Source organism: Brevibacterium sp. 239c (assembly GCF_900169365.1).
Classification (GTDB): domain Bacteria; phylum Actinomycetota; class Actinomycetes; order Actinomycetales; family Brevibacteriaceae; genus Brevibacterium.
This window is the reverse complement of the sequence record NZ_FXZH01000008.1, coordinates 135,853-162,783: the sequence shown is the minus strand read 5'-3', so window position 1 is coordinate 162,783 and position 26,931 is coordinate 135,853. Positions and strand designations below refer to the sequence as shown.

20 protein-coding genes are annotated in these 26,931 nt (G+C 59.0%); 12 read left to right on the top strand and 8 right to left on the bottom strand.

Features of this window, described 5'->3' with window-relative positions; all coding sequences use genetic code 11:
• Positions 1–5 precede the first annotated feature (5 nt).
• The 4 genes from BSP239C_RS09750 (at position 6) to BSP239C_RS21280 (ending at position 4,012) form a co-directional block, all read left to right on the top strand.
• Positions 6–587 carry a R3H domain-containing nucleic acid-binding protein gene (locus BSP239C_RS09750; protein ID WP_101572298.1) on the top strand — a complete coding sequence of 194 codons (582 nt, stop codon included), beginning with the start codon at positions 6–8 and terminating at the stop codon, positions 585–587.
• On the top strand, positions 580–1,218 hold the full coding sequence (gene rsmG / locus BSP239C_RS09745) for a 16S rRNA (guanine(527)-N(7))-methyltransferase RsmG (RefSeq protein WP_101572364.1): 639 nt from the start codon (positions 580–582) through the stop codon (positions 1,216–1,218). Before BSP239C_RS09750 ends, rsmG begins: the two co-directional genes overlap by 8 nt.
• A gap of 66 nt (positions 1,219–1,284) precedes the next feature.
• Positions 1,285–2,181 carry a ParA family protein gene (locus BSP239C_RS09740; protein WP_101572296.1) on the top strand — a complete coding sequence of 299 codons (897 nt, stop codon included), beginning with the start codon at positions 1,285–1,287 and terminating at the stop codon, positions 2,179–2,181.
• Between the two features lie 169 nt (positions 2,182–2,350).
• A complete protein-coding gene (locus BSP239C_RS21280; protein WP_308298063.1) occupies positions 2,351–4,012 on the top strand; it encodes a ParB/RepB/Spo0J family partition protein in 1,662 nt (553 codons plus the stop codon).
• Positions 4,013–6,883: 2,871 nt separating this feature from the next.
• Here BSP239C_RS21280 and BSP239C_RS09725 read toward each other — a convergent pair.
• The 7 genes from BSP239C_RS09725 to BSP239C_RS09695 form a co-directional block, all read right to left on the bottom strand.
• Positions 6,884–8,026 (bottom strand): N-acetylmuramoyl-L-alanine amidase, encoded by a 1,143-nt coding sequence (locus BSP239C_RS09725; RefSeq protein ID WP_257930156.1) that lies wholly within the window; start codon positions 8,024–8,026, stop codon positions 6,884–6,886.
• A 97-nt stretch (positions 8,027–8,123) separates the two neighbouring features.
• The gene (gene trxA / locus BSP239C_RS09720; RefSeq protein WP_101572290.1) at positions 8,124–8,441 is read right to left on the bottom strand and encodes a thioredoxin; all 318 of its coding nucleotides are present in this window, start codon (positions 8,439–8,441) and stop codon (positions 8,124–8,126) included.
• 144 nt (positions 8,442–8,585) lie between these two features.
• Positions 8,586–9,581 (bottom strand): thioredoxin-disulfide reductase, encoded by a 996-nt coding sequence (gene trxB / locus BSP239C_RS09715; RefSeq protein ID WP_101572288.1) that lies wholly within the window; start codon positions 9,579–9,581, stop codon positions 8,586–8,588.
• Between the two features lie 247 nt (positions 9,582–9,828).
• Positions 9,829–12,258 carry a virulence factor MviN gene (locus BSP239C_RS09710; protein ID WP_257930155.1) on the bottom strand — a complete coding sequence of 810 codons (2,430 nt, stop codon included), beginning with the start codon at positions 12,256–12,258 and terminating at the stop codon, positions 9,829–9,831.
• A gap of 19 nt (positions 12,259–12,277) precedes the next feature.
• A complete protein-coding gene (gene murJ / locus BSP239C_RS09705) occupies positions 12,278–13,891 on the bottom strand; it encodes a murein biosynthesis integral membrane protein MurJ (RefSeq protein ID WP_101572286.1) in 1,614 nt (537 codons plus the stop codon).
• 3 nt (positions 13,892–13,894) lie between these two features.
• Positions 13,895–16,216 carry a DUF6049 family protein gene (locus BSP239C_RS09700; protein ID WP_101572284.1) on the bottom strand — a complete coding sequence of 774 codons (2,322 nt, stop codon included), beginning with the start codon at positions 16,214–16,216 and terminating at the stop codon, positions 13,895–13,897.
• Positions 16,213–16,701, bottom strand: coding sequence for an NUDIX domain-containing protein (locus BSP239C_RS09695; protein ID WP_101572282.1), 489 nt, complete (start codon positions 16,699–16,701; stop codon positions 16,213–16,215). Before BSP239C_RS09695 ends, BSP239C_RS09700 begins: the two co-directional genes overlap by 4 nt.
• Before the next feature lie 119 nt (positions 16,702–16,820).
• Between BSP239C_RS09695 and BSP239C_RS09690 the strand changes: the two genes are divergently transcribed.
• The 8 genes from BSP239C_RS09690 to rplI all read left to right on the top strand — a co-directional run bounded on the left by BSP239C_RS09690 (position 16,821) and on the right by rplI (position 26,140).
• Positions 16,821–18,338, top strand: coding sequence for a CCA tRNA nucleotidyltransferase (locus BSP239C_RS09690; RefSeq protein ID WP_101572280.1), 1,518 nt, complete (start codon positions 16,821–16,823; stop codon positions 18,336–18,338).
• A 111-nt stretch (positions 18,339–18,449) separates the two neighbouring features.
• On the top strand, positions 18,450–20,156 hold the full coding sequence (locus BSP239C_RS09685) for an AMP-binding protein (RefSeq protein WP_101572278.1): 1,707 nt from the start codon (positions 18,450–18,452) through the stop codon (positions 20,154–20,156).
• A 423-nt stretch (positions 20,157–20,579) separates the two neighbouring features.
• A complete protein-coding gene (locus BSP239C_RS09680; protein WP_257930154.1) occupies positions 20,580–22,940 on the top strand; it encodes a transglycosylase domain-containing protein in 2,361 nt (786 codons plus the stop codon).
• Between the two features lie 9 nt (positions 22,941–22,949).
• Positions 22,950–24,287 carry a hypothetical protein gene (locus BSP239C_RS09675; protein ID WP_180958973.1) on the top strand — a complete coding sequence of 446 codons (1,338 nt, stop codon included), beginning with the start codon at positions 22,950–22,952 and terminating at the stop codon, positions 24,285–24,287.
• A 137-nt stretch (positions 24,288–24,424) separates the two neighbouring features.
• Positions 24,425–24,715, top strand: coding sequence for a 30S ribosomal protein S6 (rpsF, locus tag BSP239C_RS09670; protein ID WP_101572358.1), 291 nt, complete (start codon positions 24,425–24,427; stop codon positions 24,713–24,715).
• Between the two features lie 33 nt (positions 24,716–24,748).
• Positions 24,749–25,390 (top strand): single-stranded DNA-binding protein, encoded by a 642-nt coding sequence (locus BSP239C_RS09665; protein ID WP_101572274.1) that lies wholly within the window; start codon positions 24,749–24,751, stop codon positions 25,388–25,390.
• A 36-nt stretch (positions 25,391–25,426) separates the two neighbouring features.
• The gene (gene rpsR / locus BSP239C_RS09660) at positions 25,427–25,666 is read left to right on the top strand and encodes a 30S ribosomal protein S18 (RefSeq protein WP_101572272.1); all 240 of its coding nucleotides are present in this window, start codon (positions 25,427–25,429) and stop codon (positions 25,664–25,666) included.
• 15 nt (positions 25,667–25,681) lie between these two features.
• Positions 25,682–26,140, top strand: a complete 459-nt coding sequence (rplI, locus tag BSP239C_RS09655) for a 50S ribosomal protein L9 (protein WP_101572271.1) — start codon at positions 25,682–25,684, stop codon at positions 26,138–26,140.
• Positions 26,141–26,384: 244 nt separating this feature from the next.
• Here the strand turns inward: rplI and BSP239C_RS09650 are convergent, their stop codons facing one another.
• The gene (locus BSP239C_RS09650) at positions 26,385–26,777 is read right to left on the bottom strand and encodes a hypothetical protein (RefSeq protein ID WP_101572269.1); all 393 of its coding nucleotides are present in this window, start codon (positions 26,775–26,777) and stop codon (positions 26,385–26,387) included.
• Positions 26,778–26,931: the final 154 nt, after the last annotated feature.

Sequence of the window (26,931 nt, the reverse complement as noted above, 5' to 3'; positions counted from 1 at the left end):
AGAAAATGACTGAAGAGAATGTCGACACGACTGTTGATGAGAACGTCGACGAGACTGTCGACGCTGGCACCACCGACAATGGTGTCGAAAAAGCTGCGAAGCCGACAAGAGCCGAGCTCCTCGAAGAAGAGGGCGAGATCGCGGCTGATTACCTCGAAGAACTGATGGACCTCGCTGATATCGATGGCGACATCGATATCGATGTCGGGGATGGACGCGCACAGCTGTCGATTGTCTGCGAGGAAGACGAAGAATCTAACCTGCGCACGCTCGTCGGCCGCGAGGGTAAGACGCTCGGTGCTCTGCAGGAGCTCAGTCGTCTGGCAGTCCAGACGAGCACAGGTCAGCGCTCCTGGCTGATGCTCGACATCGACGGATTCCGAAATAGCCGTCGTGACGAGCTGATCAAGAAGGCGAAGCAGGCTATCGAGGACGTCAAGGAATCGGGCAACGAATACGCGTTCAAACCGATGAATAGCTTTGAACGCAAGATCATCCACGATCAGGTTGCTCAGGCCGGTTTGGTTTCGGAGTCCGAAGGTGAGGGTGACGGCCGGCACGTGTTGGTTCGTCCTGCCCATGACTGACATTTCCGCTCTCGAAATTCCCCCGGCAGGCACCGAAGAGTTCTTTGGTACCTCCTACCCAACGGCAGTGCGGTACGCCCAGCACTTGGCGACCACCGGCATCGAATGGGGTCTGATCGGTCCGCGTGAGATCGACAGACTGTGGACCAGACACATCCTCAACTGTGCAGTGGTCGCCGAGTTCATCAGTGACAGTGATGTCGTCGGCGACGTTGGCAGCGGCGCCGGTCTGCCGGGTATCCCCATCGCATTGCTGCGCCCCGAAGCACAGGTCGTTCTCATCGAACCAATGGAACGCCGAGTCGAATGGCTGAAGATGGTCGTCGACGATCTGGGATTAGACAACGTTCGTATCGTCCGAGCTCGCGTCGAAGAACTCGTTGATGAAGAGATGTTCACCGTTGTGACGTCTCGGGCGGTCAAAGCGATGACGACTCTCATCGAATGGACTCATGAAGTGATGGGTCCCGACGGACGGATCCTCGCGCTCAAAGGTGCTTCGGTCGAAGCCGAGCTGGCGAAGACGAAGAAACTGCTGAAGCGGTACCGACTGTCTCAGCCGCAGATTCACATCGTTGACGGTGGAATCCTTGAAGTCCCGAGCCGTGTCGTCGAGATAGTCAAGAAATAGTACGAAGTAGATTTGGTCTAGGCTGAGTATAGCTTTGTGAAACCAATGGATGATGGAGTGCGCCGAATGCCGATCATGGACGAGTCGTCTCCCATAGGTGCTGCAATCGCGCGCGATAACCGTCGCGCCGATCGACTGTCCCAGGCGAGTTTTCCACAACCGGACTCTACCCGGATTTTCACAATCGCCAACCAGAAGGGTGGCGTCGGGAAGACCACCACTGCTGTGAATATCGCCGCTGCCTTGGCGAATCAAGACCTCAACGTCCTGCTCATCGATATCGATCCACAGGGCAATGCAAGTACCGCTCTGGGTATTGACCATTATTCCGAAGTCACCAGCATCTACGATGTGATCATCGATGACGTGCCGATGCGGGATGCTGTTGCTCAGTGCCCGGACTTCGAGAGCCTCAAATGCGTGCCGGCAACGATCGACTTGGCCGGGGCCGAGATCGAGCTGGTGTCCCTTGTCGCTCGTGAGCAGCGTCTGCAGAGGTCGTTGGGCCTCTATCTCGAAGAAGAGGCTGCAGCGGGCAATCGGGTTGACTACGTAATTGTGGACTGTCCACCGAGTCTGGGTCTGTTGACAGTCAACGCATTCGTTGCTGCCCGAGAGGTTCTCATCCCGATTCAGTGTGAATACTACGCACTTGAGGGATTGAGCCAGTTGCTGAAGAACATTCAGCTCATCCAAAAGCATCTCAATCCGAAGCTGGCGATCTCCACCATTATTCTGACGATGTATGACGGGAGAACCAACCTCAGCAAACAGGTGGCGGACGATGTTCGCACTCATTTCCCTGAGCAGGTTCTGTCATCCTCGATCCCACGCTCCGTGCGCATTTCAGAGGCGCCGAGTTACGGCCAGACGGTGATTTCGTACGACCCCCATTCCAGTGGCGCTTTGTCCTATCAGGAAGCCGCCGAAGAAATCGCACAACGAGGAGTAGATCGTGGCTGAACGCAAGAAGCGTGGACTGGGCCGTGGATTAGGCGCTTTGATTCCGGATGCGGCGTCGAGTGACCGTCCATTCGACGTGTTCTTCTCCGGCGGCGAGCCTGAAGAGGCCAAGCAGAGTGCAGAGGAGCCAAAGGCACCTCGAGCTGCTCGTACGGATCCTGCCGCTTCTATGCAGTCTTCTCGCCGTCGTAAGCCTAAGGCCGGGGCCTCCACAGGCGCGTCGACGGATAAACCCGCGAAGAAGGAAACTCCGGCTGCTAAGGCCTCTTCGGCCAAGATGGCCACGGGATCAGCAGCGGTCAATTCAGGTGGTTCTGAATCCACGGCGAAAAAGGCCGCTGCAGGTGCCAAATCGACCGGTGCCAAAACCACAGGTGCGAAGTCGGCCAGCTCCAAGACAACGGGTGCCAAGACCGCGGGAGCCAAAACCACTGGCGCGAACACGGCCGGCACGACGAAATCGAATTCGGCGAAGGCCAGTGCCGCGAAGTCCTCGAACACAAAATCGACGGCCGTTGAACCCAGTGCCGCTAAACCGGCGGTTGAAAGGCCGTCTGCGAAGAAAGCTGCGACGGAACCGTCGAATGACGCACCGGTAGAGACGACTCCGACTAAGGAACCAGCCAAAAGTAAGACGGTTCCGGATTTTGGCTCCGTATCGCCAGCCACTGCCGGGGATAGCATAGCCGTCTCCGACAATAGCGCCACCGACAGCATCGCAGCGCCGGTCAACGAGACCGCTGAGCCTGACGTGGAAGCTAACACGAACATTGTCGGGGGCGGTCCAGACGCTGAGTCGGTACAGACTGACGATGTCTCTGAGATGCATCCCGGTGTATACAGGTCGGGACATGAAGTCTTTGACGAGGCACAAAGCGCCACGGCCGGAACATTAGGTACTACAGATGAAGTGTCGACCGGGTTTGAGTCTGTCAGCTCATCCTCAGAGCCGGATGTTGATGTAGTCGCAGAAGATTCTGCGCCTGGCGACGACAGTAGCATCGCCGGAGTGGATTCGATCCCCGATACAGAGTTCGGCGAGATCGAAGTGGACCGCATTGATGCTAATCCGCGTCAGCCGCGTACCTTCTTTGATGAAGATCAGCTCAGTGAACTTGTCCACAGCATTCGCGAGATCGGCGTTCTGCAGCCGGTGGTTGTTCGGCAGAAGCCCGGCGACGCCGGGCGCTTCGAGCTCATTATGGGCGAACGACGTCTGCGCGCGACGAAGGACGCGGGTCTTTCGACCATTCCGGCGATCATTCGCTACGTTGATGACACGGATCTGTTGCGAGATGCTCTCCTCGAAAACCTTCATCGTGCAGAGCTGAATCCTCTTGAAGAGGCTGCAGCTTACGGCCAGCTGCTCGAGGACTTTGGATGTACGCAGGAGGAGCTGTCTGAACGTATTGGGCGATCGCGCCCGCAGATCTCCAACACCCTTCGTCTGCTTCGCCTGCCACCTCTTGTCCAGCGGCGCGTGGCGGCCGGAGTCATTTCGGCTGGGCATGCTCGCGCAATCCTGGGTCTTCGGGAGCCGGAGCACATGGAGGTTCTGGCGCAACGCATTGTGGCCGAAGGAATGTCTGTAAGGGCGTCCGAGGAGGCTGTGGTTCTTCTCAACCGCGGCGACTCCATGAATGTTTCACGTGCAACGACACAAGTATCACCTCAGTTCATTGAGGTCGCGGAGCGGCTTGGGGACCGCCTGGACACCAAAGTGAACATCACAGTTGGAAAGAAGAAGGGCAAACTCAGCGTTGAGTTCGCAAACCAGGACGATCTGGATCGCATCCTGACTTTGCTGGGCGTGGAATCACCGGCTGAATAGCTGGTTCTTTGCTGCTCTCCTTGGGGCGGGTGAGGTGGACGAATGTTCACTTCCCCGCCCCACTTCTGTCTTGCGAGGACTCGTAGGCGGATGGTCCCGTCGATCTGCGACGGTTCAACATTGATCTTCCATAGTGCTTCACGGTAGCTGACACTCCAAAATGCAGCCGTGGGCTGCTGGAACCGCGGTGTTGAGAAGTGGTTCATATTTACAATCGATGGTTATAAATATGTCTTTTTTGGCGGACGACGTTAGGTTTCACGTGAAACGTTCCCAGTTTCATCCGAATCGGCTTGGCGTTTGTACGTCTTCTAGTCAATTGTTCGCAGAGTTCTCCTTCCCATAGGGCAACCATCATGTTTGACCGTTGGCTATGAGCCATAGACTTCTATTCGGTTCATGGTTGTACCGTCGTTTCACTAAGCAGATATTTCGACTAAGGACACGCGGAATTGACTCTTCAGACTTCGGCACTCTCGACTTTTGGCGGATGATCATTTAGGTTCTGCCGTTTCACGTGAAACAGCTGTGCGAAGGGCCGCGCATTTTGGGATTAGAATTGCCTTGCTTATGAGGCGACGGCGGTCATGTTTGTGGGCTCGGATGAAGAACTCGCTCGACCTTGTGTAGACGGTCGAGCGAGGTCATCCTCGTCGACGACCATTTGACCGGTAGCATTCAAGACACCTCCGCTTCAGGTTAGTGACTTCCTGCAGTTGTTCGAGGCCGGCTCTCCTAAAGGTGGGAATAGTTTCACGTGAAACATGTTTGACCCGGTGTTTTGGAGTCCCAGATGGGCAGCCCGATAACGACCGGCAGCCACCTGTACGGCCGGTATCCGTTGTGGATAGGACACCGAAAGGGCACTTCGGTTCAGAAAAATCCCCGCAGGAAGATGTGTCTCCCTGGCCTGTGATTAAGCGCGTCAATACCTTCCTGAGGCAAGGGTTTGAGACCGATGAGCGTTGATATTCCTATTCCGTTTCACGTGAAACAACACGTCTTCTTTCTCCGCGTTGCTCAGCGAGCAGTTTATAGGTCTTCTTGACTGGCGAAAGCCTCATTTCGGTGAATGCTGATATGCCGGGTTTGAAAGGTGGAATTGAACCTGATGGGTCTAGCTACGAGACCCTGTGGCATCAATATGCAGTTGGGCTTCAGCGAACAGTGCGTACTTTAGGACGCCTTGGTTAGAGTCTAAGTGTCCAATATGTTTAGCTTCATTTCTTACAACTCTCTGGCGATGCGGTGTCCTCGAGGTCCGCACCGGGGTGCGTTTCACGTGAAACGAAGGGACAATGACGTTTCGTCCCCGTCATGGACTGTTGAGAGTTCAGATTGTTGTGCTTCGTGTTCGACGGTAGGAGATCCCTTTGGGGCACGGTTTCACGTGAAACATCATCTCAGCCATCTTGATCAAGTTCGGGAGGATCCCCTTGTTTCACGTGAAACGGTCATTCTTCAACGGTCCTTCCTAGCGTTTGGGGTAGGAGCAACCCAACCCTATGCCAGGTGCTCTAAAGCGCGCGAGCGCGGAGATACACAGAATACCGGTTTTGACCGATTCGTAACGGTCGGAAAGTGCGACATTCCGTAGTGGGTGTGCGGTGTTGCTATTCGTGCTTCTGGACAATTTGATGCATACCGGGCAGGTCTGATTAGTGTCAATTTGGCGATACATCGCAATTCAGCACCCGACACAACTCAGTTGTCCGTTGTCCACTCATTGTCCGATTCGAAATTCGTGGATGCCGCATGTCGATCTAATGACATACGGCATCTTTCCCTCTACTCATCTGCATACTGTTGTGTCGAAGTCGCCAATTGCGAATTAGTTTCACGTGAAACAGACTGGCGCGGACCAGACGATCGACTCCTCCTCCTGATGAAAGGTGGATCTATACTGATGAGTCGTGGCATATATTTCGAATCGAATGGCTATCGTTCGGTCTGTTTGGCGCCTCTGTTTTCGATAGCGATGTGCAGTGTGAATCGCCCTCCCGCCACTTCAGCCAGGCCAGCGCCCGTACGGACTCTCGTTCCACGTGAAACATTGAGTTTGTAATAGGGATGTCGAGTTTGTCGGACTCACCCAGATGTAAGTTGGTAGGTACAACGTCGCTCTGATGACAGGTTCCATCGAGGTAGCCGTCCCGGCATGGTTAACGGTGGTTCGTTTGACGCCGTCGTTGTAGGCGGTCATCTCAATGCATGTTCCCACAGAGGGCTGGGCAGTTATCTGGGCTTCTGGTGTTTCAGGTGAAACGATGTGCTGTATGTCGACGAATATCGGCAAGATATGTGCGTTGGAGCGCGGTTGGGCTGCCTAGATATCGGGCGATACGAACGCAATCCTCAGACTGAGTATTTTTGATGATCGCCCGTCTGTGTGGATAGATCTCATCATTCGCTGTGTCTTTTAAGTTTAGCGACGCTGTCCTTGATGACTATCAGGATAAGCATTCGCGACGTCGGGCACCAGGCCTAGAGGACGCGCCGCAGAGACTCTGTTTCATTTCGGGTGTGATGTCCTGTGAGTCGGAGGCTGATGAAACAAGTCGGTCCGGTCGTCTGCAGACGAGTTCTCTTCAGACGGGAATTCCAGGCGGATCCGAGTAGGCCATTTGTGTATCGAGTCGTTCGCTTGAAGTTGCAAGAAGGAACAGCCAAGCATCGCGACATCTCCACTGAGTGTAAACTCGAGCTGGACGCCGACCGTGGGGTCGCAATCACGGCAGCTTACCGCCAGATTTGCTGGAAGGGTCGGTGGACACAACTACTTTCGGGCATATCCGGTGTAGGCACCATTGCCGATTGGTGGCACACGATCCTCAAGATTCCGTTCCACGTGAAACGGCTGTGAGCGTGTTCTTAGCTGTATGCTTTGATTTCCGCCAGGCTGAGAGTCCCGGTCTCTGGGTCTGAGTCCTCGCGAACGTACAGCCTCTGCAAGCCTGCGGCGATTCCGTCGGCAATTGCATCGCGAACGTTAGCGTCTTCTAGATTGTCGAGATCGTCGTTATTGGTGAGATAGCCAGCGACTACGTGAACCTTCGGAGTCCGGAGACGCTTCAAGGATGACCAGGTGCGTGCATGGCTCCTGCAGTCCCTCATCCCCGTTCGCGCAGTGAGCTCGCTCTGGATGAGCTCTGCAAGACGTCCTCCGGTAGGGGAATTGATATCGGAATGTGTTTCGTGTCCGAAGTAGAAGGTCGCAATTCCGTTTGCGTCCTTGGACTTGTTAATGTCTGCAGTGACTGTAATTACGGCAGAAGCACCGAGCTGATCGGCCTTGTTGACCTCGACAGCATCTCCGTGCAGAACGACTGCTCCAGCGCCGACGGCCTCGAGCCGGCCGGCAAGGCGGCTTGCAATATCGGCAGTGATGCGACGCTCGGTGTCCGCTTGCAGTGCCGTCATGGGCAGAGTCTCGAAATCTACAACTGTAGTGGCTGCTTCGATGACGAAGGTCCGACCGGCCAGTGACGTTCCGGATGCTGCGACGCGCGCCCGTTCCTCGAGCGCGAAGAGATTGCCGGTGTCCTGTTTGCGATCGATGGCGTCGAGTCCTCGCAGCGTCTGTGGCCCGGCGACGCCGTCGACTTTGGTTCCGAGGCTCATCTGCAGTTCCTTGACGGCGGCATCCGTTACCGCAGAGTACTCTGCATCCATGCGACCGGCGTAGAACCCGAGGCCCGCGAGGGTTCTCTGTAGTTTGAGTACGTCATCCCCTGTAAGGACTCTGACGGGGTCATAGCGGAGCACTCGATCGCCTAGTTGATATCGAGCCCGTTCGAGCTCCGAAAAGGTCTCCGTGCCCATTACGCCGTCACAGAGAATTCCACGCACCTGTTGGAACTGGCGCACGCCGAGTTCGAATGCGCGGTCGAACTCGACGGACTCTGCTTGACCGACATTGAGTCCCAGGCGAGCCATCTGAGATTTGATGTTGGGCAACACCTCAGAGCTGTCCCCGCGTGAAAACTGCGGGTGTGGGTTGTGAGTCAATGCCATGCCAATCTGCTGTGCGAAGTTCTGAACGTATTCCTGTCAGCCATCTGGATAGACCTAAGGCGCCTGTTGATCGTACAACAGGCGCCTTAGAACATGATCAGATGAAGTCGGAGAGCTCATCCTCAAGCGCCGGCTTCGGCCGTGCACCGATGATGGTCTTCGCTACCTCACCACCCTTGAAGACATAGAGCGCAGGAATCGAGGTGATTCCGTACTTGCTCGCAGTTTCGAGGTTTTCGTCAGTGTTGACCTTCACCACATTGAGCTTCTCGGAGTTCTCTTCCGCGATCTGGTCTACGATCGGGCTGACCATACGGCAAGGGCCGCACCAGGGAGCCCAGAAATCGACGAGCACTGGCTTGTCTGACTTCAAAACGGTCTCTTCGAACGTGGCATCAGTGACTTCTGTCGACATGAGCAACCTTTCTGTTAATGATGTTCTCTATCGGAAACAGCCTTTGCGGGGGTTTCATTCCCACAGTGGTCCCGTCGGCTCGCGTCACAACAATCGCACTGGGCTGCGCAGTGGTAGTTGCCGAGTATTACAACAGGATTCGTGTCAGGAGGCGACTGGCTCCGTAACCTGTGGTGTCTCAGCTGCGACGGCCTGGGCCTGTTTTGTCAGAGTCTCTAGGTCGGCAAGGTAGTGCTCAGCGTCGAGTGCGGCGGAGCAACCGGATCCAGCAGCGGTAATGGCCTGTCGGTAGACGGAATCGATCACATCGCCAGCAGCGAAGACGCCCTCGACCGCGGTTTTCGAGGTTCGTCCTTCGACGTTGAGATATCCGTCTGGGCGCAGCGAAAGCTGATCGCCGAAGAGACTTGTGCGGGGATCCGAGCCGATGGCTACGAACATGCCGGTGACCGGCAGTTCGGACGTTTCGCCGGTGACGGTGTTGCGTACAGTGAGTCCGGTCAGCGAATCTTCGCCATGGATCTCGGCGACCTCGCTGTCGAGGAGGTATTCGAGCTTCTCATCGGCTGCTGCCCGGTCCTGCATTGCCTGCGAAGCTCGTAGGTCCTGACGGCGGTGAATCAGTGTGACCTTGGATGCGAAACGAGTGAGGAACGTAGCCTCTTCGAGGGCGGAGTCGCCACCACCGACAACGGCAATGTGCTGATCCCGGAAGAAGAACCCGTCGCAGGTGGCGCACCAGCTGACACCGTGACCAGACAGCTTCTTCTCATTGGGAAGGTTGAGTTCGCGATATGCCGATCCGGTGGCGAGGATGACTGCCTGAGCCGTGTACCTAGCTCCCAGTGCAGTTTCGATCTGATGTGCACCGGGTTCCAGTTTGAGGGTCGCGACATCGTCGTAGATCACCTCGGCGCCGAATTTCTCGGCCTGCTCGCGCATGCTCTCCATGAGCTCTGGACCCTGAACGCCTGCGGGAAACCCGGGGTAATTCTCAACGTCGGTGGTGTTCATGAGTTCACCACCTGCTGTCACAGAACCTGCAATGACCACGGGCGAAAGGTTCGCACGAGCCGCATAGACGGCCGCGGTGTATCCGGCCGGACCCGACCCGATGATCACCAATTGTGTATCAGTCATGTGAAAATTCCCTGCTTCTGCTCGCTGTGTTCTCAATGCCCCGCTCAATGGCGGCACGGAATGCTTATCGTACGTGTAACGGTACGGCGGTTGCGACTATTCCGCATCTGCGTTCAAGCGAGGTTCGTCGTACCTCGCCGACCTGCAGGCAAGCTGACTAGTCGATGTCTGCGGCTCAGTTCGGCCTCTGCCGGTCAAACTGAGGACGGCGTCGAATCAGTGAGGACCATCCGCATAGAGTGGTCGGTCACTTGAAGTCGACGGTATTGATGACCGCCCGGAATCCGCCGTCGTCTTGGGGAAGCTCAGTCACCCAGAGAATCAGGTTGTCCGTCTTGACACCATCATCGAGTTTGATCGTGACGTCGTTCGAGTCGAATGTACCTTCGCCCACCTTCTTGGCATCTTCGGGATCGGAACCATCGAGAATTTCGAAGGACCCGCCCGAGTTCGACGACTTGACCTTGACCTTCTTCACCGTCGTCTTCTTCTTGAGCTCGAAGTGCAGTCCAACGCCGGATTTCAGGTTGCCGAACGATGCCGAATTGTAGCGGTCGGTACGCCACGATCCCTCAGTATTGGGGATGACGTCTTCGGCTTTGTCGTTGTTCTCCTCATTGTCGCCTTCGGGATCCAATGCCGTGACTGTCTTGATCTTCGGCGGATCTGCCTTGGGCGTCTTGGTTTTCTTGTCCTTGCCATCCCCGGTCTTGGCAGGAGCCGAGGTTTCGGCGACCGTTGAGGACTCGTCGTCGCCCGAGGTGAAGTTGAAGACCGCGATCGAGATCACGATGGCGGCGACGACCACCAGGGCAAGGACCAGCCAGGCGAAGGTCTTTCGTGAATTCGCCGGATCGTCATCGGCGTCATTGCCATTGTTCGCAGATCCGCCGGTGGCTGCACCTCCGCCACCGGCACTACCGGCCGTTGCTCCAGCAACGGCAGACGATTTCTTACCAGAAGTCTTGTTCTTGTCTGCAGATCCGGCAGATTTGGAAGCCCCAGCCGCACCGGCTGCGACCGCTCCCGCAACAGCGGCACCACCCGCTGCAGCTCCAGCCCTGTGCTCTGACTTCTGTTTGGGCGAGACGGCAGGGACGGGTCCAGTGGATCGAGTCGAATCGGTGTCTGAGTCATCGACGGAGGCCGGTGAAAGCCTGCGCACCTGCTTGGGCGGTGTGGCGGCGTTCGCCTCTTGTCGTCTGGAGGTTGAGGCCGCTTCGAGCGCTGCGATACGTCGGCGTGCTTCGTCTTCCTTGGCCTTGGCAATGCGGCGTTCGCGTTCGTATTCGCGCAGCTGATGCTCGCGCTGCTGCTCATTGGTCTCGAACATTCCGCCGAGGAACCACGACCCGTCATCCTCATCATCCATGATGACGCGGGTGTCATTGTCGTCTTCGGTCTCTTCAACGCTGTCTTCGGAGACGATGTCGAGGGCCTGGGTGTCCGGATCCGAGTCCTGGGCGTCACGATTCATGATCGGAGTTGTCAGGTTCTCGTCATACTCGTGGTCGGCATACGCGGAATACTCCGAGTAGGTCTGCTCCGGCTCCCACTCCTCCCAATCATGGGCGGCGTTGTCGAGTTGGTCCTTGCCGATCGGGAAACTCGACGCCTCCCTCATCTGCATCCGGTCCGCATATTGTCCGGTTGTCTTGCCGACGACGCCGACGGCTAATCCGCGAGTTCCTGGGCGGGTGATGCCGATGCGAACCAGAGCCGCTTTGACCTGGTCGTCGCTGGCGGTGTTTGCAGTGGGTGACCCCATCGACGTTGTGCGTGGGGTGGGCAAGCTCGTTGCTTCGTCGAAGCTGCGCGGCGACTGGTTGAAGACACTGTCGTTGTCGAGCACTGGAGCACGGTTGACGTAGCGCAGGAGCTCCGCATCCCACTCATCCAGGTAGCCCAGCACCTCGGCCACAGAACCTGGTCCCGGATCGGAACCGGCGAGGATTCCGCTGACGAAGTCATCGAGTTCGTTGGAGACCTCTGGATTGAGGGATTTGGCCCTGGCAATGCGGGAATTCTCACGACCCGCTGCAGGTATCCCGTTGAACGGTTCTTCGGAGGGCCAATAGCCGGTGATGGCGGCATAGAAGAGCCGGATGAGACTCAGCGCATCTTCACGAGATGCCTTCGTCGGTGTGTAATCCGCAGGCTGGATCACTCCTGTGCCCAGCGCCAGAGCTGCGTCGATTCCGATGCCGGAGACCAGCACAGTGCCCTTGGTCGTGATCCCCACCGTGTTCGGGCGCAGGAACATGTGGAAGAGGCCGCGTCGGGCAGCGGTGACGAGGACCGTTCCGATCTCTCCGATGAGAGCACGGGCGGCATCGATGGGAAGCGGCGACTTGGGCAGGATTTCGCCCAGTGACGTGACTGCTATGCGTTTGGACACGACATAGTCGAGACCGTTCGAATGTCCGACGTCCAAGGTGGGAGCGATGCGATGATCGCCGAGGATGGAGACCCGTCGCGCAGCCTCGAGCACATCCGTGGATCCATCGGCATCGGCGACGTGGATGAGGACGGGTTCATCGAGGATGGCATCGAGCGCAGTGCACACGGCACCCGCCTGCGGATTATCCTCGAGCCACCGACGGTCGACCGTTGATACGACGTAACGACCGGCAACAACCATGCCGGGTTCGATATCGATCAGGGTGACCACCTCCATAGGGGCTTCGATGCGCAGGCTATTTCCTTAGTTTTCCAGCAACGACGCCAATAATCGAATGCAACTCTCTGACTCTCAGCAAATAACTTGCTCCCAAGAAGACAATGAGCATGAGTGTGCCGACGGCGGCTGTGGAGACGAATGCCTGCCACTGGCCCGACAAGGCGAAGTCAGGGAAGAAGAAGAGAAGCCCGTAACCAGCCATTCCGGCAATCAAGGCTGCTATCAAGAACTTCATATGAGCGGTCAGTATCCCACGGAGATCAATGTCGCCGAGTCGCTTCTTCAGGAGCGAGAACGACAGGATCATGGCGAATAGATAACCCAAACTCATCGCCAGACCGATGATGGCCACTGTGACTGAATTCGGGAAGATCGAGGCTGAGAGCACCGCCAGAGACTGGAAGATCACCTGCGGAAGCTGGATGAGGAACGGTGTCTTCGCGTCTTCGTAGGCGTAGAAGACCCTCTGTGCCAGGTAATTGGCGCTGAAGGGAATGAGACCGAACACCATGGTGGTGATGACGAGCCCCACTGCAGTGGCCTGTTCACGATTGTCGCCTGAAATGACCATCGCCACGGGCGCGGCGAGGACGACGAGAGCAGCCACCGCGAAGGCATTGACGAAGCCGACCATGCGTACACCCATGGAGAAGTCGCCGACGACTGCCTCGGTGTCCTTTTCGGCTGCGTTCCTGCTCAACGAGGTAAAGAGTGCTGTGGCCAGCGATACCGCGATGAGCGAGTGCGGGAGCATGAAGACGAGATAGCCGTAGGAATAGGCGGCGTTGGAGGCGTTGCCCTCACCCGGGACGGAGGCTCCAGCGGCAACACGAGAGATGATGAGGAAGCCGATCTGCCCGATGAGCATGGCCGAGAAGGTCCAGAATGCCACTTTTCCAGCCGTAGCCAGACCGACCCCGCGGAAGCCGAAGGTCGGCCTGTATTTGAAGCCGATGCGCTTCAATGGCCAGATCAGGATGAGCGCCTGAGCGACGACTCCCATTGTGGCCGAACCTGCCAGGAGCGCGATCATATCCGGAGTCCAGGTGCTCAACCCGTGCGGAGTTGCCTTGTCCGTGCCGAAGACCAGGATGAAGATGAGGAGACCCGCAATGGCCACGACATTGTTGAGCACAGGTGCCCACATGTAGGGACCGAAAGATGATTTGGCGTTGAGGACCTGGCCCAGGAGTGTGTAGAGGCCATAGAAGAACAGCTGAGGCAGGCACCAGAAGGCGAAGGCCGTTGCCAAAGCCATCTGTTCAGGACCCCACCCTGAAGAGTAGAGCCACACGAGCAGCGGAGCGGCCAGGGTTGCGATGAGACCGACCGCGGCCAGAATGAGGAACGACAGGGTCAGAAGTCGGTTCGTGTAGTCCTGGCCCCCATCTTTCCTCTTCGAGGCTCGCACCAGCTGCGGGACGAGGACCGCATTGACGACACCGCCGGCCAGCAGCATATACAGGGTGTTGGGCACCTTGTTGGCGACATCGAAGGCATCGGCCTGAACTGCGGTGACACCGATCGCCATCGCGAGCAGGAAGGCCTTGACCAGGCCCAATATGCGCGAGGTCAGGGTGCCTGCGGTCATGATGGCCGAGGATTTGGCCAATGATGAAAGCTTGGACAAGCCCTACCTCTTTTCCTGTTCGTCGCTCTTGGCACGAGCCATCGCATCGGCCAGCTGCTGTTCGGGGAGCTTCCTGCGTCCACGGGAGATCGTCTTGATCAAGCCGATCACGAATACGGCGGCCAGTGCCAATCCGACGACGGCCGTGCCGATGTTCTCCCAGTCGGCCCGAACCCTGACGAGCAGTGTTTCGTCCTTCGGCAGGGCGACGTCATCGGTGGCGACCATCTCGATCGTCGTCGGTACGTCGGCGTTGGCCAAGCCTTCGACGGGAACGTCGACGCGCATGGTCTCCTGGGAGGGCACGATGACTGTCTTGGTCGGTTCGGCTCGCAGTTGGGGGGTCTTCGGTTTCATCCGGATGCGCATCTTCGCCTCGGCAGGGGAATCATTGACGATCGTGACTGGGATGGTCGTCTTCTCGCCGGTGACCAACAGCACTGAGGAACCCTTCTCGAGGTAGAGGCTGTTCCTCACCTTCTCACTCGAAGCCTGGGCATCGTCGGCGCAGCTCTTTGCACTGCCCTCCAGGGTCCACGCCACCGAGGTGCAGCTGAGCAGCTCACGGTCCAGCCGTGTATTCGCACTCGGCGGGTCAGAGAACACACTGTTGAACTTCTTCTGCGTCGCCCGGGTTTGGCTGAGGCTCTGCACGGCCTTGGTTCCGATGCTCTTCGGCTTCGTGCCCGTCTGCAGCAGACCGCGGGGCACGACGTCGGTGTCGAGGAGATCATCGATACCGGTCGGATCGACCCACGGTGCGTCTGCGAGGGCCCCGACCGTCTTCTCCCAGTTCGCCGAGGCTGCTGTGCGTGGCATAGGCACCAACAGGTGCCGTGTCCGGTAGGGGGCTTCTGCTTGGATCGCAGCAGTCGTCGCGACCAGTTCTGAGATGCCGGATGCCGGATGCTCAGAGCCGATGATCTGGGCGCTCTGGTGTTCCAAGGCCGAGTCGGTGATCAGGGTGTCGATCGATGACTTCGCATCCGCGGTGATGCGGGTCTTGGAATGGGCGTTGTCGTGAATGCCTGCCAGCGACGGCTGCTGTTTGTTGCTGAGGATCACGGTCTCATCACCCGCCTTGGCGAAATCACCGAGCTGATCGCGTTGCGCGGAGCCGTCGACGGGCCACGCGACGTTGGTCTTTGCCTTCGGCAGGACATCTTTGACGATCTTCCTCTGTTTCTGCGCGAATGTGCCCAGGTTCTTCAGATCGCTGTTCAGCAGTGATGCCTGATCAGGGTCGCCGTAGGGCAAAGCGATGACGGTGTGTTTCTCCGCCTTTTCGAGGAAGTCGCGGTACCAGGTGTCGAGGCGTTTGCGCTGCTCTTCCTGCGCCTTTTCTTCGTCGGCACTGAGCCCATCGGGGCCACCCTGGTCATTGGAGTTCGCATCGGGGTCGGCATCTTGGGCATCGGGCCCTGTGGCAGGTGTTTCAGTGCTCTCTGGCGATGATGTCTTGGTCTCCTCGGGTTCCGATCCGTCATCTTCCGCCGGTGGTTCGGCTACAGCCGATTCGAAGGAGGCGATGATCCGGGGGTCGAGTGCGATGCCCACTCCGGGGGTGTCGAGGATATTCATGATCGCGGTCAGGGAACCGCCCTTGCCGATCGCCTTGTCGAGGTCCTTGGGGTCGATGATGCCGTCAGCGGTGTGAGCCGGAAGCGTGACCGGGGCAAGGATGCTGACCTTGGTCTTGTCGAACTTCGGACTCGGGTACCAGGTGGAGAAGCCGACTTCGGAGGCCACGCGCCCGGTGGCATCATCGAGCTGCACGCTCAGACCGCGCGGGCCCCAAGCCGAGACCGGAGAGGACTTCTGCAGCCCGAGTTGCTCCGCAGGCACGGAGACTGTGAACTCTGAGGAGGACCCGGCCGCGATCTCATCGTCGAACGCGGTGTCCACAGCAGTCATCGGGTCGGATTTCTTGGCTGAGTCCTGTGCCGCCTTCTCAGCTTTCTCAGCCTTCTTGCGGGCATCGGGACCGTTGTCCTTGAGGCCGGCGATCCTGCGGTTCTGGGACTGGTCAGTCTTCCAGTTCTCGATCTGGCGTCCGGAATCGAGCTTCTGCGTGGACATCGCCAGATTCAGATCAGGGTCGGAGATCGCATGATCTGTGGGATTCGTGATTGTTCCGCGCACCTTGAGCGTGCCCTTCTCATCGACCCAGGGCGTGACCTCGTCGAGGGTGATGGAGACCTTGGAGCTCGTGGCGGCGGCCGAGGGACTAGCCCCCATCAGCGGGACAGCGAAAACTGACCCTGCGAGCAGGAAGACTGTGCTCAGCAGGGCGAAGAGGAAACGCATATGACTGATGGGTTTCACTGCTCCAATCGGGCGACCATCGGGCGGGCGGCGGCAACGATGCGACGCTCATTGGCGAATGAGAGCCGGGAGCGCAGATCTTTGAAGGGAATCCACGCAGCGTCGATCGCTTCCTGGTCAGGATCATTATCCACGGTCAACGTCCCGGAACGCGCACGCAGCAGAAAGTGGTGGACGAGTTTATGGACACGTATTCCGGTCACCGTGAACCAGTAGTCGACGGTGCCCAGGGGGCAGATGATCTGTCCGAGGATGCCTGTCTCCTCTTCGATCTCACGTCGAGCCGCCTCGGCGGGGGTCTCGATTCCTTCGAGGTGCCCCTTGGGAAGGCACCACTCGATTCGTCCTGCCCGGTTGATCCGGGCGATCACGGCCACGGTCAGTTCCGGGCGTGTGAAGTCGACGACGATGCCCCCGGCGGAAATCTCCTCTACCGTGGTGCGACGGGACGCTCTCGGTCCCGGCTTGGGCATCGGTGTGGTCATTCTCCTACCTTAGTAGGCGATTCTTGGAAGTGTCGTCGGGCGCGCTCCCGGTAGGCTGGACTCGGCTGTAGATGAGTCGTCTCCGATCGGAACGGCACGGTAGAACACGAAGGAGCTCGGTGGACCCGAAGACCGCGCACGCCCGTCTGTACGACAAACTCGATGAGCTCGAGCACATTCTCGGGCCCCTGGGCACACGCTTCGCCGCGGCTGGATTCGAACTCGCACTCGTCGGCGGATCCGTCCGCGACGCACTGTTGGGCCGTCCGATGCCCGACCTCGACTTCACCACGGATGCGCACCCCGACGACATCCTCGCCCTCATCTCCGACTGGGTGGACACACACTGGGACATCGGCCGCGAATTCGGGACCATCGGCGCCATCAAGTCCGGTGTGCAGATCGAGATCACCACCTACCGCGCCGAGGCCTACGACCCGGATTCACGGAAGCCGACTGTGAAATTCGGCACAGATCTCGACGCCGACCTCGTCCGTCGTGACTTCACGATCGGCGCGATGGCGATTCGCCTGCCTGCGAAGACCTTCGTCGACCCCCATCAGGGTTTCACCGACCTGATCGAGGGTGTCATCCGGACCCCGGGCACGGCCGCTGATTCGTTCTCCGATGATCCGCTGCGCATGATGCGCGCCGCGCGTTTCACCGCTCAGCTCGGTCTTGATCCCGTCGCCGAGGTGGAAGCGGCGATGCGTGACATGGCCGATCGGATTGCGATCATCTCCGCCGAACGCATCCAGGTGGAGCTGTTCAAGCTCATGACGGGCATCGATCCGGCTGCGGGCATCGATCTGCTGGTGCGCACCGATGTTGCCGATCATGTTCTGCCCGAGGTTGCGGGCCTGCGGTTGGAGACCGATGAACATCACCGCCACAAGGACGTCTACCAGCACTCACTGACCGTGCTGCGCCAGGCCGTCGAGCTCGAAGAGCAGTATGCGGCGAAGCAGCGCGAGGCTGGAATGAGTCCCGATGACCCCAACCGCCTCGTTGTGCCGGACTTCGTCGTCCGGTTCGCGGCGCTGATGCATGATGTCGGCAAACCCGCGACCCGCAGGTTCCTGCCAGGTGGGGCCGTCACCTTCTATCACCACGATGCTGTCGGTGCGAAGCTGACTGCAAAGCGGATGAAGGCGCTGCGCTTCGACAAGGACACGACCAAGGCTGTTGGTCGTCTGGTGGAGCTGCACCTGCGTTTCTACGGCTACGGCGATGCCGGGTGGACCGATTCTGCGGTGCGCCGCTATGTCACCGACGCAGGTCGACTGCTCTCACGTCTGCATATCCTGACCCGGGCAGATGTGACCACCCGGAACAAGAAGAAGGCCGACCGACTCTCTTTCGCCTACGACGATCTGGAACATCGGATCGAGAAGCTGAGCGAACAGGAAGAACTCGCCGCGATTCGTCCCGACCTCGACGGTCGGCAGATCATGGCCATCCTCGACATCAAGCCCTCACCGCTGGTGGGCAAGGCCTACAAGCATCTGCTCGAGGAGCGGATGGAACACGGTCCGCTGGGTCCTGAGCGCGCCGAAGAGGTTCTGCGTCAGTGGTGGGCCGAGAACGGGCCAGCTGAGAATGGGTCGGCCGATTACGGGTCGGCCGAACAGCCCTAGGCACCACCCCGCCTGTTGTGCTCCTCACCTCTACTGATAGCTTCGTTAATCGCGTATGTTTGTGCTCGTCGTCACATGATGTGGCGCGGGCTACGAGGTGAGGAGACCATGATGAACGTGACCGACGAATTCCGGGCAGCCAGAGACAAACTGATCGAACTGCGAAGTGACCACGAAGCCGCTGGTCAGGGCTTCGAATGGCCGCGTTTCGACCACTTCAACTTCGGCATCGACTGGTTCGACAAGGTCGCTGAGGGCAATGACAGCCCCGCGCTGTGGATCGTCGAACAGGATGGTTCCGAGGGCAAATGGAGCTACGCCGAGCTCTCTCGTCGCTCGAATCAGGTGGCGAACTTCCTTCGTCGGGCAGGTGTGAAACGCGGCGACCACGTCATGGTCATGCTCAACAACCAGGTCGAGCTGTGGGAGACCATGCTCGCCGGGATCAAGATGGGCGCGGTCCTCCTGCCCGCGACCACTCAGCTGGGGCCCATCGACCTCAATGATCGGGTCGATCGCGGCAAGGCCGAGTTCGTCGTCGCCGGACCTGAGGATGCCGCGAAGTTCGACGATGTAGAGGCCGAGGTGGTGCGCATCGTCGTCGGTGGCGAGGCAAAACGTCAGCAGGACTACAGCTACGTCGATGCCGATGACGAGGAAGTCAGCTTCGACCCGCAGGGCTCCTCCCGCGCCGACGATCTGCTTCTCCTCTACTTCACCTCGGGCACGACCTCGAAGGCGAAGATGGTCGCGCATTCCCACGTGTCCTACCCCGTCGGCCACCTGTCGACCATGTACTGGATGGGCCTGACTCCCGGCGACGTCCACCTCAATGTGGCATCACCCGGCTGGGCCAAGCACGCCTGGTCGAACATCTTCACCCCGTGGATCGCCGAGTCCTGCGTCTTCCTCTACAACTACACACGCTTCGACGCGAATGCGCTGATGGAGACCATGGACCGGGTGGGTGTCACGAGCTTCTGTGCTCCTCCCACCGTGTGGCGCATGCTCATTCAGGCGGACCTCAGCCATCTCAAAACCCCGCCGACCAAGGCCCTGGGTGCAGGCGAACCCCTCAACCCGGAGGTCATCGACCGGGTCAAGCAGGAGTGGGGCGTGCTCATCCGCGATGGATTCGGTCAGACGGAGACGACTCTGCTGGTCGGCAATTCCCCCGATCAGGAGCTCAAATACGGTTCCATGGGCAAGGTGCTGCCCGGCTATGACGTGGTGCTCATCGATCCTGCGACTGGTGAAGAGGGCAACGAGGGTGAGATCTGCCTTCGCCTCGATCCTCGCCCGATCGGACTGACCAGCGGGTACTGGTCCAATGAGGAGAAGACCGCAGAGGCCTTCGCCGACGGTGTCTATCACACCGGTGACGTGGCCGAGCGCGACGAAGACGGCTACATCACCTACGTCGGGCGTTCCGATGACGTATTCAAGGCCAGCGACTACCGCCTGTCCCCGTTCGAACTCGAGAGTGTGCTCATCGAACACGAGGCCGTCGCCGAGGCGGCTGTGGTCCCTTCGCCGGATCCTGTTCGTCTCGCGGTGCCCAAGGCCTACGTCGTCGTGGCGGGCGGTTTCGAAGCCGATGCTGAGACAGCGCGGTCGATCCTTGCCTACTGCCGCGAACACCTCGCTCCCTACAAGCGAATCCGTCGACTCGAGTTCACCGAACTGCCGAAGACCATCTCCGGCAAGATCCGTCGTGTCGAACTCCGCGCCCGCGAAGACCAGCTCCACCCATTCAGCGGTGAACCTGCCGTCGAAGGCCAGGAGTATGCAGATACGGACTTCGATCTCAAGAGCTGAGGCCGTTTCCCTGCCGGCCAGTGTGCACGGTTCTGTGTTCGTGTATGCACAGGTCTGTGTTCAGGGTGGGGCCGGCAGGGGCGCTGATAGTTGAAAATGTGGCTAAATGTGAGCAATTCGCCACTTGATGTGGTCGATGCCGCGGTGTAACGGTAAAATCCCTGGTGAGAGCGGATATACAACGCTACTTATATGTGCTGGTAGGTAACAAGTGGGGTGAGTGGGCGCTGGATTCAGGGTATTTTCACTCTGTTCCAAAGAATGCGTGCCACACTGAACTTCACGTGTGACCTTATCGAACCTCGTCGCCACGCAATGCGGCAGGCAAACTGACCTGGAGGACCTTGGGTGGCTAAGGGACAAAGACAAGCCAAAACCAGAGGCAAGAAAACAAAGAATATTCTTAACTATCCGCGCACAGGTGTGAGCGGATGGACGCGTTTTCTGCCCAGTATCCGGCTGCTCGTCGTGGGCGGGCTCAGCATCATCATCGCTTTGTGCGTGCTGTTCTCCATCGGCTATGCCGTCACAGACGTCCCTGAGCCCAACATCGAGGCCACAGGTCAGACTTCGACCATCTACTACAACGATGGCAAGACTCCCATCGGCCAGTACAAGGTCCAGGATCGCAAGTCGGTGTCGAGCGATGAGATCTCCGAGCCGATGCGCAAGGCTGCCATTGCTGCCGAAGACACGTCGTTCTATGAGAACCGCGGAATCTCGATGAAGGGGCTCTCCCGTGCCGTTGTCGGTGTCGCGACGAACAAATACGCCGGCGGCGGTTCGACGATCACACAGCAATACGTGAAGAACTTCTACCTGACCAATGAACATTCTCTGGACCGCAAGGTCAAGGAGATGTTCATCTCCCTCAAGATCGACCAGCAGCAGAGCAAGGATGACATCCTTGCCAATTACCTGAACACGATCTACCTGGGACGCCGGTCTTACGGCATCGAGGTCGCCAGCCAAAACTACTTCGACAAGTCGGCGAAGGACCTCGATGTCAGCGAATCAGCATTGCTGGCCGCGATGATTCAGCGCCCCGGGGCAGCTGACCCTGCAGACAATCCGGAGGCCTACCAGGACCGATTTGACTACGTTGTGAAGTCGATGACCGACGAAGGCTTCATCACCGAGGAACAGGCCGCCAAGGTCAAGATGCCCAAGGTGAAGGAAGCAAGCAAGGAAGAATCCCTCAAGGGCCAGAAAGGCTACATGTGGGAATACGTGCGTCGCGAGGCCCTGCGCAAGCTCGACATCGACGAGGCTCAGCTGGACCGCGGTGGATACAACATCACCACCACCTTCGACAAAGACCGGATGAAGGAAGCCGAGAAGGCGATCAAGAACCTGCCGCCCGATCAACCCGAGGGCCTGCAGGCAGGTTTGGTCTCGATCAACCCGGACAGCGGTGGAATCGAAGCATTCTACGGCGGTAAGAACTACTTGGATCAGGCGTTCAACGTCTCGACTCAGGGCCACGCCCAGGCCGGTTCGACGTTCAAGCCCTTTGCTCTTGTGGCTGGATTGGAGAACGGCGTGCGGCTGACCGACATGTATCCCGGCAGCCCGACGACCTTCAATGCCGATGGCACCACGTGGACGCCACACAACTTCGGCAATTCCAGCTATGGCCCTGTGAGCTTGCTCAAGGCGACGCAGTCGTCGATCAACACGGCTTATGCAGCGCTCAACATTCAGGTGGGGCCCGATAAGACGGTCGATGTTGCCCAGCGGGCAGGCCTGAGCGGAAACTGCACAGATAAGCAGATGAAGACGGGCGACACCCGGAACTGCACTATCGGTCTGACACCCAACATGTCGAACGTGCTGGGCACACCCAGTGTGAAGGTCGTCGACATGGCCAACGCCTATTCGACTTTCGCCTCGAATGGGGTCAAGCATGACGCTCACGCGATCAAGAAAGTCACTCAGGGCGAGGACGACGAGGAAGTCTTCAAGTCGGAGACCAAGGGCAAGCGCGTCTTCGATAAGGCGGTCGCAGCGGAAACCTCCTATGCACTGAGCCAGGTCATCAACGGCGGCTCGGGCAGTTATGCACAGCAGCTCGGTCGACCTGCAGCCGGTAAGACCGGTACTACCAGTGATAACCAGGCTGCATGGTTCTCGGGTTACACGCCGAACCTGGCGACCTCGGTTGTCCTCTACCGTGAGGTCGATGGCAAGTCGGTGTCCATCGGTGCTTACGGCGGACGCGGTCAGGTCACTGGTGGCTCCTTCCCGATCCAGGTATGGACCGAGTACATGAAGGCAGCCCTCCAGGGCGAGAAGGTCGAGCAGTTCCCCGAGCGCGGAGAACTGCCGGACAAGCCGAAGCCCAAGAACACGAATGAGCCGGTCGCCCCTGCTCCGAAGCCGAAGCCCACGTCACCCAGCGGCAGCGATGGCGGAGACGGATCCGATAAGAAGGCTCCGATCGACAAGCCGAGCGAGAAGCCCAAGGACGACGAGGACAAGGGCAAGGATAAGGACAAGGACAAGGATAAGGACTCCGACGGATCGAAGGATTCGAAGGACGACGGCAAGGACTCCAAGGGGTCCGATGACGGCCGCGAGGACAACGGTTCTTCGAAGGACGGCGACGGCGGCTCTAAGAACGGGGACGACGGCAACGGTGGTTCAAAGAACGGAAACGGGTCCGACAAAGGAAGCGGTTCGGATACCGGTGGCGGGAACGACGGTGGCGAGGAAGGCGGGTCATCCAATGGTGATGGCTCCGGCGGCTTGCCGACCAAACTGCCAGAGCCTGGAGACGACTAACCTCTAGCCATGCCCAATCAGTCCAGTACCCGGATCGCCGAGCCTCTGCTCGGCGGTCCGGTCGGCATTCATCTCGCGTCAGCGGGCGCACGGTTCCGACGCGGTCAGGCGTACATTTTCGCCGGAATCCTCGGTCTCACGACCTTCCTCGCGCTCGCCCTGCAGGGCCCCTGCATGAGCTCGGGCTACGAACAGCCGTCCGCCTCGGCGAGGATGTGTGCCGGGCCCTTGTCCGCAGCATTCCTCGGGCAGGTCAACCCTGAAGAAGCTCTGGGACGCTCCCACGGAGGGATGGCGGGACTGGCGGCACTCGATTCCCGCTTCGTGCAGCTGCTGAAGCTTGTGACCGATGATGTCACCGTGTTCATGGCCATCGTGCTCCTCATCAACGTCATCGCCTTCGCCGCCCTCGGCGTTGCACTTCTGGTCCTGGCCCGACAGCGGGCTTGGCTGGTTGCCGCCTTCGCCTCACCCGTCATTCTCTTCACCCTGGGGTCGACCTTGGATCCCGTGGCGCTGGCACTGAGCGTCTGGGCAATGGTCATCTTCGTCGGTTCCTCGCCGTTGACCTCTCGCCCGTGGCTATCCGGGGTTCTGCTCGGACTGGCCGCATTCATCAACCCGCTTGCCCTGCTGGTTCTTCTCGCACTCAGCCTGGCCGGCCCGCGTCCGGCCGGAAGATTGTGCCCACAGGACCCGCGGATGATGCTGGCCACCGCCACAATCACCTCGGCGATCATCCTCGTCCTCGATGGCAGTGCCATCGAACGGATCGTCCACTGGATGGGGGACGCAGTCGACGGCGGATCATTCACCTCGATCCTGGTCATGGCACGTCTCGGAACCGCCGAGGTGTGGGCACCGGTGTGGATCATCGGCAGCGCGGGCGTCATCGCCGCAATCGCCATCTCGCTGTACATGGTGCGAAGAACGGGACTCGACCCGGCCGTCGCAGCCTGCCTCCTCATCGGCGGCTGCCTGCTGCTGGCCCCTGGGATGATGCCCTGGAACAGCCTCTGGATCCTGCCGTTCTTCGCGCTCACAGTCCGTCGCTGGTGGGTGCTCATCATCTGGGCACTGGCAGAAACGGCCTTCGCCATTGCCATCCACCTCGGCGATGTCAACGCTTACGAATCGGGCAAGGGCCTCGAGCCTACCTTCGTCGCACTGGTGACCCTTCTCCGGCTGCTGGCCCTCGTCGCCGTCGTCATCTGTGCTGGTGAGAATCTGTACCGTAGACGGATCCGCGGTCGACTGCGCAGAATAGAGCCACCTCGGCGAGCCATCGGTGACGTTGACGGTGACCAAGCTGCGGTCAGTGGGCAAGAGCACGGGAATCCGACATGACACCACAGGTGCGCGTCCACTAGACTGTGTAGGTCTGTTCCCATTTCACGACCATCGTGGGGGCTGGAACGGATATGCATATACCCTCCTGCCATGGAACGACCATGGCCGTGAAGACCAGAGGAGGTGGGTGGCACATGCGTCATTATGAACTCATGCTCATTCTTGACAACGAGCTCGAAGAGCGGACGTTGGCTGACACCGTGGACAAACTGATCAAGGTTGTCCCGGCTGAAAACGGAACCGTCGACAACGTGGACATCTGGGGACGCAGGCGTTTCGCCTACGACATCCAGAAGAAGTCCGAGGGCTACTACGTCGTGGTTGATTTCCACGCCGAGCCTACAACGACCAAGGAACTCGATCGCCAGCTCGGACTCAACGAGTCCGTCCTGCGCACCAAGATCCTCCGCCCAGACGCCAAGTAATAGCGTCAAGCACCTCGTTTCAAGGAGCAGTCAATGGCAGGCGAAACAGTCATCACGGTCGTCGGGAACCTGACAAGTGATCCCGAACTGCGCTTCACACCTAACGGTGCTGCGGTCGCAAACTTCACCGTGGCTTCGACGCCGCGTATGTTCGACCGTCAGTCCAACGAGTTCAAGGACGGGGAAACCCTGTTCCTTCGCTGCTCGGTGTGGCGTGAGATGGGCGAAAACGTAGCCGAATCCTTGCAACGTGGTACTCGGGTCGTCGTTCAGGGCCGCCTCAAGTCGCGGTCCTTCGAAACCAAAGAGGGCGAAAAGCGCACCGTCATGGAACTGGATGTCGACGAAGTCGGCCCCAGCCTGCGACGCGCCACCGCCCAGGTGACGAAGAACGAACGCAGCGGAGGCGGATTCTCCGGCGGCGGTAACTTCGGCGGACAGCAGCAGGGCGGAGGCGCCCAGCAGGGTGGCTTCTCTCAGCAGCAGTCCTCGGGCTGGGGCAACAACCCGCAGCAGGGCAACCCACAACAGGGTGGCTCGCAGCAGGGTGGTCAGCGCCAGGGTGGTTACGGCCAGGGGAACAACGCACCGGCGAACGACCCGTGGGCATCATCGAGTCCACAGGGCGGCAACGGCGGCTGGGGTAACCCGGGCGCCGATGAGCCACCGTTCTAAACACGTTCAAGACATTTCGTAAATCAGGAGATACTCATGGCCAAGCCAGAGATCCGGAAGCCTATCAAGAAGAAGGCTAATCCGCTCAAAAAGGGCGAAGCGGCGAAGATCCACTACAAGGACACCGCTACGCTCCGTAAGTTCATTTCCGACCGCGGCAAGATCCGTGCTCGTCGCGTCACCGGCGTGACCGTGCAGGAACAGCGCATCATCGCAAAGGCCGTTAAGAACGCCCGCGAGATGGCTCTTCTGCCCTACTCGAGCACTGCTCGCTGATCGGAGGGAGAGAACATGCCTAATCGCAAAGTTATTCTGAACCAGGAAGTTGATGGTCTGGGAGCCGCCGGCGACATCGTCGAGGTTCGCGCCGGATACGCACGTAACCTGCTGCTGCCCCGTGGCTGGGCATCTGCATGGACCGCGGGTGCGGAGAAGCACGTGCTTGCTCTCCGCAAGGCTCGTCAGGCCAAGCAGATCGCCGACCACGATGATGCAGTCAAGGTCAAGGCACAGCTGGAATCCTCCAGTGCACGCATCGAGCTCAAGTCCGGTAAGAACGGTCGCCTCTTCGGCGCCGTGACCCCGGCACTCGTGGCCGAAGCACTGCACACCGCAACCGGACACGATTTCGATCGCCGTCAGGTCGCACTGCCTGCTCACGTCAAGACCTCCGGCAGCTACACAGCTACCGTGCGCGTCAACGACGAGATCACCGCGAACGCCAAGTTCGAGGTCGTCGGCAAGGCCTGATGCTTCCGCAGCGAGTCTGGCCGACCCTCGGTCAGCCCGGCTCGTAGTCGAAAGCAGAGCTTAACGTCGAGGGGACACTTTATAGAGTGTCCCCTCGACGTTTTTGTATGCTCTCGACGTTTGGGGGTGCGTGGTGCGTCCTCTAGGGGCCATTTTGCAGGGAGAAGAAGTTCGATCTGAGCGACTCAGATCAAACTTCTTCTCCATCGAAATCCATTGACGCTGAGGATTCTGTTGACCCTAGTCAATACTTGATCGCTTCGGGTGGCGGGAACTCCGTGTAGATCTCGTCATCGGCTGGTGCCAGTTCGAGATAGCTGGGGCTGTCGTCGTCGACGAACAGCAGCAGCATGTAACCGTCGACGGTGGCATCGAGGATGATCCGTTCGACGTAGTCGCCGAGTCCGCCAGCGTCATCTCTGTTCTCATCGTCGACTCTGAGCACTGGGCGCATGCCGATCGACGGGCAGTGCCCGCAGTCGCACGGATTAGTCACGACAACCTCGGCGAGGTTCGATTCCCACACCGAGCGCTGTTGAGGCGTGATTGGAGTGGGTGGGTCCCATCCCTGCTTCTGCACGTCCGTGAAGTCCGCGTAGTCGTCTTCGCTGGGTTTCGTGACTGCATGATGAATCACTGCTAAGGCAGTCTCATGCTCTCGTGGCGTCAACGGGCGGTGCATGAGTCCAGGCTACCAAGCAGGCTGTCCCAGCATGAGGCCTCGAACAAGAGTCAGGCTGCGGAACAGTACAAACGATGCAACCCATGTACTGTTCCGCAACCTGACGAGC

Coding starts and splice junctions, on each gene's coding strand:
- BSP239C_RS09750 (WP_101572298.1), top strand. CDS start 6: ATGACTGAAGAGAATGTCGACACGACTGTTGATGAGAACGTCGACGAG.
- rsmG (WP_101572364.1), top strand. CDS start 580: ATGACTGACATTTCCGCTCTCGAAATTCCCCCGGCAGGCACCGAAGAG.
- BSP239C_RS09740 (WP_101572296.1), top strand. CDS start 1,285: ATGCCGATCATGGACGAGTCGTCTCCCATAGGTGCTGCAATCGCGCGC.
- BSP239C_RS21280 (WP_308298063.1), top strand. CDS start 2,351: ATGCAGTCTTCTCGCCGTCGTAAGCCTAAGGCCGGGGCCTCCACAGGC.
- BSP239C_RS09725 (WP_257930156.1), bottom strand. CDS start 8,026: ATGGCATTGACTCACAACCCACACCCGCAGTTTTCACGCGGGGACAGC.
- trxA (WP_101572290.1), bottom strand. CDS start 8,441: ATGTCGACAGAAGTCACTGATGCCACGTTCGAAGAGACCGTTTTGAAG.
- trxB (WP_101572288.1), bottom strand. CDS start 9,581: ATGACTGATACACAATTGGTGATCATCGGGTCGGGTCCGGCCGGATAC.
- BSP239C_RS09710 (WP_257930155.1), bottom strand. CDS start 12,258: ATGGAGGTGGTCACCCTGATCGATATCGAACCCGGCATGGTTGTTGCC.
- BSP239C_RS09695 (WP_101572282.1), bottom strand. CDS start 16,701: ATGACCACACCGATGCCCAAGCCGGGACCGAGAGCGTCCCGTCGCACC.
- BSP239C_RS09685 (WP_101572278.1), top strand. CDS start 18,450: ATGAACGTGACCGACGAATTCCGGGCAGCCAGAGACAAACTGATCGAA.
- BSP239C_RS09675 (WP_180958973.1), top strand. CDS start 22,950: ATGCCCAATCAGTCCAGTACCCGGATCGCCGAGCCTCTGCTCGGCGGT.
- rpsF (WP_101572358.1), top strand. CDS start 24,425: ATGCGTCATTATGAACTCATGCTCATTCTTGACAACGAGCTCGAAGAG.
- BSP239C_RS09665 (WP_101572274.1), top strand. CDS start 24,749: ATGGCAGGCGAAACAGTCATCACGGTCGTCGGGAACCTGACAAGTGAT.
- rpsR (WP_101572272.1), top strand. CDS start 25,427: ATGGCCAAGCCAGAGATCCGGAAGCCTATCAAGAAGAAGGCTAATCCG.
- rplI (WP_101572271.1), top strand. CDS start 25,682: ATGCCTAATCGCAAAGTTATTCTGAACCAGGAAGTTGATGGTCTGGGA.